1 protein-coding gene is annotated in these 569 nt (G+C 48.3%); it reads left to right on the top strand.

Going from position 1 to position 569, the window contains the following annotated elements:
* On the top strand, positions 1-569 hold a 569-nt coding region (locus tag AAEY80_RS14330), incomplete at both ends, for a hypothetical protein (protein WP_350588525.1).

Below are 569 nucleotides of genomic sequence, written 5' to 3'. Positions count from 1 at the left end.
ACTCAGCAAAGCGACCTACATCGTTATGACAGTCGCTTGATGAGTACCTATACCGGCAGTAGCAGTAGCGAGCAACCTATCGACTCATCAAGCAGCACGCATCAGCGCTTTTTGCACAGTCATAGTTATTTAAACGATGATGGACTCACCGCACTTGCCACCCGCTATCAGCAGCACGCACAGCAGCTGGCCAATCTAGGCAGCTTAACCGGCAATATCCGTCATCTGAATCTGCCCAGTAGCCACTATATCGATGGCAACCCTTATTTGATTGATCCGATCAGTCTCGTCTCTATTCATCAGTACATTAACAATCATATACCAGCAGATTGGCTCGGCGCTGCGCCCTTTGATCCCATTACTTTACAGCCAAATACCGACCATGAAAATGATGATGACAATGATGACAACGTCCATCACATCAGCGCTTGCTATCTACCGTTTCCGCACCATTACCATATTCCCTATGGGGAACAGCTTGCTACACTTGGGCAACCGCATCCGAGTCTGACGGGTCTCATGAGTGCCAGTATTATTGACACCGATAGCAGTGCTATTACTCATGACCG

Source organism: Psychrobacter sp. 78a-MNA-CIBAN-0178, assembly GCF_040309625.1.
GTDB lineage: Bacteria > Pseudomonadota > Gammaproteobacteria > Pseudomonadales > Moraxellaceae > Psychrobacter > Psychrobacter okhotskensis.
The sequence above is the reverse complement of the archived record's forward strand: the minus strand, read 5'-3'. Positions and strand labels throughout refer to the sequence as shown.